The 7532-nt window shown below is 72.4% G+C and carries 10 protein-coding genes; 4 read left to right on the forward strand and 6 right to left on the reverse strand.

The features are described from left to right. Positions 1-66: 66 nt before the first annotated feature. Positions 67-546, forward strand: a complete 480-nt coding sequence (locus tag Psi01_RS33235; protein WP_204068098.1) for a winged helix-turn-helix transcriptional regulator — start codon at positions 67-69, stop codon at positions 544-546. A gap of 35 nt (positions 547-581) precedes the next feature. Here the strand turns inward: Psi01_RS33235 and Psi01_RS33240 are convergent, their stop codons facing one another. Continuing rightward, positions 582-1880 (reverse strand): MFS transporter, encoded by a 1299-nt coding sequence (locus tag Psi01_RS33240; RefSeq protein ID WP_204068099.1) that lies wholly within the window; start codon positions 1878-1880, stop codon positions 582-584. 83 nt (positions 1881-1963) lie between these two features. On the opposite strand from Psi01_RS33240, the gene Psi01_RS33245 reads away from it, so the two are divergent. Next, complete coding sequence (locus Psi01_RS33245) at positions 1964-2554, forward strand: TetR/AcrR family transcriptional regulator (RefSeq protein ID WP_239128206.1); 591 nt, start codon at positions 1964-1966, stop codon at positions 2552-2554. 11 nt (positions 2555-2565) lie between these two features. On the opposite strand, the gene Psi01_RS33250 is transcribed toward Psi01_RS33245, so the two are convergent. The 4 genes from Psi01_RS33250 to sigJ form a co-directional block, all read right to left on the reverse strand. Then, entirely contained in the window at positions 2566-3108 is a 543-nt protein-coding gene (locus Psi01_RS33250; RefSeq protein WP_239128207.1) for a hypothetical protein, read from the reverse strand. 34 nt (positions 3109-3142) lie between these two features. Continuing rightward, on the reverse strand, positions 3143-3874 hold the full coding sequence (locus Psi01_RS33255; RefSeq protein WP_204068100.1) for a DUF2071 domain-containing protein: 732 nt from the start codon (positions 3872-3874) through the stop codon (positions 3143-3145). A 617-nt stretch (positions 3875-4491) separates the two neighbouring features. Continuing rightward, positions 4492-4908 (reverse strand): hypothetical protein, encoded by a 417-nt coding sequence (locus Psi01_RS33260; RefSeq protein ID WP_204068101.1) that lies wholly within the window; start codon positions 4906-4908, stop codon positions 4492-4494. 62 nt (positions 4909-4970) lie between these two features. Then, on the reverse strand, positions 4971-5915 hold the full coding sequence (gene sigJ, locus Psi01_RS33265) for an RNA polymerase sigma factor SigJ (protein WP_204068102.1): 945 nt from the start codon (positions 5913-5915) through the stop codon (positions 4971-4973). Between the two features lie 213 nt (positions 5916-6128). Here sigJ and Psi01_RS33270 point away from each other — a divergent pair, with 213 nt between their 5' ends. Further along, positions 6129-6635 carry a carboxymuconolactone decarboxylase family protein gene (locus Psi01_RS33270; protein WP_204068103.1) on the forward strand — a complete coding sequence of 169 codons (507 nt, stop codon included), beginning with the start codon at positions 6129-6131 and terminating at the stop codon, positions 6633-6635. 24 nt (positions 6636-6659) lie between these two features. Here Psi01_RS33270 and Psi01_RS33275 read toward each other — a convergent pair whose 3' ends face one another. Next, the gene (locus Psi01_RS33275) at positions 6660-7157 is read right to left on the reverse strand and encodes a VOC family protein (protein WP_204068104.1); all 498 of its coding nucleotides are present in this window, start codon (positions 7155-7157) and stop codon (positions 6660-6662) included. 181 nt (positions 7158-7338) lie between these two features. Here Psi01_RS33275 and Psi01_RS33280 point away from each other — a divergent pair. Next, on the forward strand, positions 7339-7532 hold a 194-nt coding region (locus Psi01_RS33280; protein ID WP_204068105.1), incomplete at its 3' end, for an LLM class flavin-dependent oxidoreductase.

Consider the following 7532-nt stretch of genomic DNA (forward strand, 5'->3'; position numbering starts at 1 on the left):
GACCTCCAGTGAGTCCTGAAAGTGAACTGTAGAGGGTTCACTTTAGCAACTGACTATGCTGGGGGCATGAACAGGTTCGGGGAGATGCACTGCTCGATCGCCCAGGCCGTCGGCGTGGTGGCCGAGCCGTGGACGCCGCTGATCCTGCGGGACCTGTTCCTCGGGCTGCGCCGCTTCGACGAGCTGAGCGAGGACCTCGGGATCTCGCGGAACCTGCTCACCCAGCGGCTGGACCGCCTGCAGGCGGCGGGGGTGGTGGAGAAGGTGGTCTATCAGGAGCGGCCGGTCCGCCACGAGTACCACCTGACCGAGGCGGGGCGCGACATCGTGCCCGCGCTGATCACGCTGATGGCCTGGGGCGACCGGTGGTCCACGCCGCCCGGCGGGCCGCCGGCCGTGCTGGTCCACTCCTGCGGCGAGCGGTTCACGCCCCGGGTGACGTGCCCGCACTGCGGCGGCCCCGCCGACGCGGAGACGATCACGGTCGTCCCCGGCCCCGGTGCCGCGCAGGGCCCGGGGACGATGGTGCTGGCCAAGCCGGACTAGCGCCGCCTCTCACCGGCGGGCGGCGCCGTACGGGGTCATGATCCTGTACGGCGGGCCGGGGCGGGGTCCGGCAGGTCGGCGGGACGTCCGGGCTGCCTGGGAACCGGTGGCAGGGTGCGCACCTGGGGCGCGCAGACGGTGAGCGCGGCGGCGGCGCAGACGAGCGCGGCGCATCCCAGGAGGGTGGGCCGGAGGCCGAGCTCGCGCGCCCCGATGCCGGCCGCCGCCACCGCGACGGGGGCGAGCGCCAGCGATCCGAACCAGTCGTAGGCGCTCACTCTGGACATCGCGTGAGCCGGGACGTGCTGCTGGACGACCGTGTCCGCGAGGACCATCAGCAGGCCGGTTCCGGTTCCGGCGACGACGGCTCCGGCGACCACGACGGGCACGGGCGGTGCGGCCGCCAGCAACGCGATGGGGACGGCGCCTGCGGACAGGAGCAGCGCCGCGGCGAGGGCGGGACGGCGGGGCTGGATCCAGCGGGCGGCGACCGCGCCGGCCAGGGTGCCGAGAGCCTGACCGGCGAGGATCGCGGACCACGCCGCGGGCCCGCCCAGGTAGGACCGGGCGGCCGAGGGCCCGAGCACTCCGGCGACGGCGCCGGTGACGGCGTAGCTGACCGAGTAGCCCGTGACGAGGACCCACAGCCACTGGTGGCCGGTGAACTCCCGCCACCCGGCGGCGAGCTCCCCGGCGAGACCGGCCGCCGGGGCCGGAGCCGGGGCCGGAGTCGGGGCCGGGGCGGCCGGCCGCAGCGCGATGAGAAGCGCGGCGGCCAGCAGGTAGGTGGCGGCGTCGACTGCCAGCGCCCAGCCGGCGCCGGCCCACACCACCGCCGGGCCGGCGAGGGTGATCCCCGCGGTCCGCGCCGTGTAGGTGGCGGACCTCAGGACGGAGTTCGCCCGGCGCCGCTCCGGGGTGGGCACGATGTGCACCACCATCCCGCTCAGCGCCGGTCCCACCGGAGCGGCCGCCGCACCGGCGACGACCGCGCAGGCCAGGAGAAGGGGGAGGGGAGCGGCGCCGAGGCCTGTCATGACCGCCATGCCGCCCCACGCCAGGCCCGCGGTCGCCTCCGCGGCGGCCAGCAGGGCGGCTCTCGGAAGGCGGTCGGAGAGCACTCCGCCGAGGAGGACCAGGAGCAGTTGCGGAAGCGTCTGGCAGGCCACGACCAGCGACAACGTGCCGACGTCGGCGCCGGGGAGGCCGAGGACCCCGAACCCGAGCGCGACCGGCCCGAAGCCGGTACCCGCCGAGGAGACGACCCGCGCGGCGAGCAGCAGCCTGAAGTCGCGCCGCCACCTCGCCGTGCCCGGCTGCCCGCCGACGGCCATCCCTCGCCTCCATCCATGTATACGATGCCGTATAAAAGCAGGCTAGCCCATCTATACGGTGGCGTATATAGGGAGGTGGGCACGTGGTGGCCGTGACTCGCACACCGCGTGAGAGGTGGATCGAGCAGGGGTTGCAGGCGCTGGCCGTCGGCGGCCCGGACGCCGTCCGCGTCGAGGCGCTGGCCAAGGGGCTGGGCGTCACCAAGGGCGGGTTCTACGGGTTCTTCGCCGACCGCGAGGCGCTGCTGGAGGCGATGCTGGACACCTGGGAACGCGAGAGCACCGACGAGGTGCTCGACCGCATCGAGCGTGAGGGCGGCGACGCGAAGACCAAGATCCAGCGCGCGGGCGTGCTCACCTTCTCCAGTGACCGCCTGCTCCCGATCGATCTGGCGGTCCGGGACTGGGCCCGGCGCGACGAAGCGGTCGCCGAACGCCTGCGACGGGTGGACAACCGGCGCATGGAGCTGCTGCGCGAGATGATCGGCACCTTCTGTTCCGACGCCGACGAGGTCGAGGCCCGCAGCCTGCTCGCCTTCTGCGTGGCGATCGGCGCGCACTTCCTCGCGGCCGACCACGGCGACCGTACCCGCGCCCAGGTTCTCACCCGCGCCGCCGACCTGCTGCTCGATCGTCCGGCGAGGAGGCTCGGCGCTCCCGGAGAGGCTCGGTGACGCCCGGTGGTTCAGTCGTGTAAGCCCGGGTCGGCCGGGTTCGCCGCCCTCACGTGCCAGGAGCCGGTCGTCAGCCGGGCCGCGGCCTCGCGGAGCACCCGGGGGACCAGCAGACGATGGACGACGGCCAGCGGAGGCCACACCGCGTGGCCCGGCCACCGGTCGTAACGCAGGAAGGTCGTCAGCGACACCCGCCCGTCGGCTGTCTGGACCAGGAGATTGGCGCTCAGGAACCAGGAGGCCGCCTCCATCCGGATCCAGTCGTCTCCGCGGCCGCCGATCCGCCACCCGGCCACGGTGGCCGGCGACCGTCCCGGACTGAGCCGCAGGCCGAGGAGCCCGCGCCAGATCAGCATCTCCGCGGCGTCGGGGACGTCGCCGAACATCGCCCGGGCCCACCGCTCCGGCGACGCGTCCACGTCGGTGGAGAGGGTGAACCGGTCGGCGTAGTCGGCGTCGGGAAACGAGCCGAGCGCGTGGACGGACCGGGGGACGTTGGGCACTCCCACGGAGCTGCCGATGGAGCCGACGGCCATGTCGCTGCCTCCGTTCATCTATACGGCACCGTATAAAAGCAGGCTAGCTCATTTATACGGCGCCGTATAGATGAAGCGGGCGGATGGCCGGGAGCGGGCGCCAGGAGGCGGGGACCCCGCGCATGACGAGCGCGCAGTCCGGCTTCGCACTCCCTTCGGGGAGGCTCTCGAAGAACGACGAGCGCACCGAGACGATCCGGCAGGCGTCCAGCCGCCAGGCGGCCGTGTGCAACTCCATGCCGTCGAGCGTCCCCGTGGCCGCCGGGGAATAGCCTCTGGCCCCGCGCTCGAAGAAGCCCGATGCCTGGCGCAGATCGTCGAACAGCGCGCTGCCCCGCAGTTCGGGAGTCACCTCGACGGTGACGTCGACCGAGGTGCCGCCGTCGCGGGTGGTGTAGGCGACGCGCAGCTCGTCGGGCGTCTCGCGCACCTCGAAGTCGGCCCGGCCGTGCTCACCGGGGAACAGGCGCCCGCCCGCCCAGACGGTGAGCGCCGAGGCGGTGTCGCGGCGCGGGATGTAGACGCCGGTCTCGACGCCGCCGGGACCGTCCCACTCGACGGCGATACGGTGGGCGGCGTTCTCGCTGCGCAGCCCCACCGCCTTCGGCGCCCAGCTCGGCCGTACCTCTCCCAGGCGCAGCAGGCAGATGCCCGCCACGGCATGCCCGCGCACGAGCTGCGGGCGCAGCCCGTCAGGCAGCAGGCGGGCGGCGATCTCCGGCGCCAGCCGGTAGTTCACCAGCAGGCGCCGCTCGACGACGCTGGACAGACGGGGGTGCCTCATGCTTCCTCACCTTCCGGAAGGCCGCGCCATCCAGTGTGGCGCATGACGATCTGCCCGGGGCGGACGGCGCGCTGATGGAGAACCGCCCGGCGATCTGCCCGCCGGGCGTGGTTGGCTCTTCGGCGTGCGGGCATCGAACGGGTTCCGAGGGGGTGCTTTCGATGACCGGTACGGCGCCCGGGAAACGGCCGTTGACCAGGATCGCCGTCGCCGGCGCGGCCGCGCACGCGTTCTTCGAGCTGGCGGCCGGGGTCGGGATGCCCGGGGCGTCCCTCCTGGGGCCGGTGCCCGCCGCGACCGCGTGGGCGGCCGGGACGGGAGCCGCCTGGCGCGCCGCGGGCACCCGGCCGGCATCGGCCGACACCGCGCTGACCGTACTCGACACCGCCGTTCTGGCCGCGGTGATCGCGCATCTGGCGGGCTGGCCGAGGCGGCGGACCCGGCTGGGATCCCCTGGCTGCGGGACTGCGAGGGGCTGGGCCCGGAGCTCATGCGCTTCTACAACCCCGTGCTGTACGTCTCCGGCACGGCGGCGCTGGCCGCCCTCCTGCTGGAGAACCGGTCCGCGCCGCGCCCGCTGCCGTTGCTGGCGCTGCCGCTCGTACCGTTCCTCATCGTCAGTCAGCACGCGGAGCACCGCCGGCATAGGAGGCTCGCGGTCGAACGCCCCGGGTGGTGGAACCGCCGGCTGCGTCCCGGACGGCCGGGACCCGGCTGAGCTGCAGGAGGCTCAGGCCGAACAGCAGCACGCCCAACGGGACGTGCAGGGTCACCATCTGCGCGATGCCCAGCGCCACCTGCGCCAGTACGAGCGCCAGGAAGCCGGCCGCGTACAGGATGGGCCGGGGTGAGCCGCCGCCCGGCCGCCACACCAGGATCGCGACGATCAGGTGCAGCACCGCCACGGCGAACACCCCGTAGGCCGAAGCGCTGTGCAGCGTCCGCCCGCTGGGCGAGGTCAGCAGCAGGCCGGCGGTGATCGGCGCGGTGAAGAGGGCCACGGTCTGCAGGGTGATCGCGATACGCAGGAACACGGGTGACTCCTTGACGGATGTGAGGCTGGTCGGGTTGCTTCGACGGCCACGCGGCCGGGGGTCTACCGCTGCCGGCCCGCCGTCCAGGGCCGGAGCTTGTCGGGGTTGCGCACCACCCAGATGCGCGTGATCCGCTCACCGGCGGTCTCGAACGCGATCACCGCCGAGATGACGCCGTTCTGCTGGATCACCAGGCCGGGCTGGCCGTTGACGCTGCGCTCCAGGAGCGTCATGTCGGGCGCTATCTCGGCCAGGGTCATGGCGTGGCGGGCGATCTTCTCGCCGCCGTCGATCGGGTGCAGCACGGCGCTGACCCGGCCGCCGCCGTCGGCGATCAGCGTGGCGTCGGGGGCCAGCAGGCCGATGAGGGCGCCGATGTCCTTGGCCTGCCAGGCCTGCTTGAAGTCCCGGATGAGGCCGGCGTGCCGGGCCGCCGGAGTCGCGGGCGCCTGGGCGGTGCGGACACGTCGGCGGGCCGAGGAGGCCAGCTGGCGGCAGGCCGCCGGGCTGCGGCCGACGATGGCGGCCACGTCGGCGAAGGCGTAGCCGAAGACGTCGTGCAGGATGAAGGCCACGCGTTCGGCCGGGGTCATCGCCTCCAGCACGACCAGGAAGGCCATGGTGATCGACTCGTCCAGGGTGACCCGGTCGGCCGGATCGGCCGCGGCGCCGCCGGTCCGGCCGGTGAGCCACTCCGAGCGGTCGGGCAGCGGCTCGGGGATCCACTCGCCCACGTAGCGCTCGCGCCGGGCCCGGGCCGAGCCGAGCAGGTCCAGGCAGATCCGGCCGGCGACGGTGGTCAGCCAGGCGCCGGGGGAGGCGATGTCCTGTTGCCGCTCCCGGGACATGGCGTACCAGCGGGCGTAGGTCTCCTGGACGACGTCCTCGGCGTCGGCCAGGGAGCCCAGCAGCCGGTAGGCGAGGTTGATCAGGTGACGCCGCTCGCTGATGATCTCACTCAGCTGCGGATCGGGCCGGGTGTCTTCCGCCTCGGATGGGGTGGTCATATCGCTGCTTTCCTGGGGGTCGCGCCTGTTCTCACCAGATCGACGACGCAGCCCCGCGGAATGTGAGGCCGGTGCGCCCTCACATTTCCGGCGGCTGCGTCGTCGGACTCCGACAGACACCATCCAGCAAGCGGCGGAACCCGGCGACCCCGGGTCATTGACCGGGGCGCATGTTCTGGGAACGCCGCCGGACCGAGAAGGGAAGACCTCGCGATGTCCACACTCACGACGGCCGGGCAGGACGGCCTCCGGTCGCGTCTGCCCGACCCCCTCCAGTTCTTTCCCGAGGTGGCGGCGATCGCCGAAGTCATGACCAAGGCCACCAGGAACGGCGCGATCCCACCGGCCACCGTCAGCCTGGTGCAGCTCCGCGCCGGGCAGATCGTCGGCAGCACGTACCACACCGTCCGGCAGACCGGGCTTCTCCGCAAGGCCGGGGCGACGGAGGAGCAGATCACCGCCGTGGCGTCGTGGCGGGACGCCCCCTGCTTCACCGACGCCGAACGGGTCGCCCTGGAGCTCGTGGAGGCCGTACTCACCCCGAACCCGTCCGGGGAGCGCGTCCCCGACGAGATGTACGCCAGGGCGGCCGCCCACTACGACGACAAGGGGCTCTGGACGCTCATCATGGCGATCGGCCAGATCTGCTTCTTCATCCCCGTCGCCCTCATCGCCAAGCCGATCCCCGGCAAGGCCCCCGGGCAGAACTACAGCAGGTGACGCCGGCGAGATCCGCCGGGCTCGTCACAGCACCTTGTCGCCGTACATCTCGCCGAGAGGGTCGGCGATGAGCTCGACGCGGGCGCCGTCGGGGTCGCGGAAGTACACCGAGACACCGCTGTGGATCACGTACTCGACGCCCGCGTCGCCGAGGCGGCGCACGATCTCGTCCCAGCGCGCCGGCTCCACCGAGATCGCGATGTGGTGCAGGCCGCCGAGGACCTCGGCGTAGGGGCCGACGTCGAGGCCGGGGAAGTCGAAGAAGGCCAGGAGGTTGTCGTTGCCGATGTCGAAGAAGAAGTGCGAGGAGCCGGGGTAGTCGCGGTTCTCGATCAGCTCGGTGAGCGGGAAGCCGAGCAGGTCCTGATAGAAGCGGACGGTGCGCTCGACGTCGCTGCTGATCAGGGCGGTGTGGTGCAGGCCCCGCGCGGTCGACGGCCCGCGCTCGGCGGGCGGGCGGAGGTGGGCCTCTCGGATGCGGCGGCGCTCGGCTTCGAGTGAAGCCAGATCGGTCTCGGTCATGAGGTCCTCGTCTGCTGCTCTGTTATGGAAGGGGGTATGTACCCACTTGTAGTGCAGTGTCCGGTAAGTGAGTGATGGCGGGAAGGCGCTCGGGAGGCGCTGCCCATCGAAATAAATGATGTGTCATGTATGTTAGCCGGGAAGCACATGACAAGTCATCTATAAGTGGACGGGGAATGTCATGCAGTTCGGTGTCTTTTCGGTCAGTGACATCACCACCGACCCCACGAACGGGCGGGCGCCCAGTGAGGCCGAGCGGATCAAGGCGATCGTGACGATCGCCGAGAAGGCCGAGGAGGTCGGCCTGGACGTGTTCGCCCTCGGTGAGCACCACAACCCGCCGTTCTTCTCGTCCTCACCCACCACCACGCTGGG

It is taken from the genome of Paraplanobispora siamensis (assembly GCF_016863175.1).
In the GTDB taxonomy this organism is placed as follows: Bacteria; Actinomycetota; Actinomycetes; order Streptosporangiales; family Streptosporangiaceae; genus Planobispora; species Planobispora siamensis.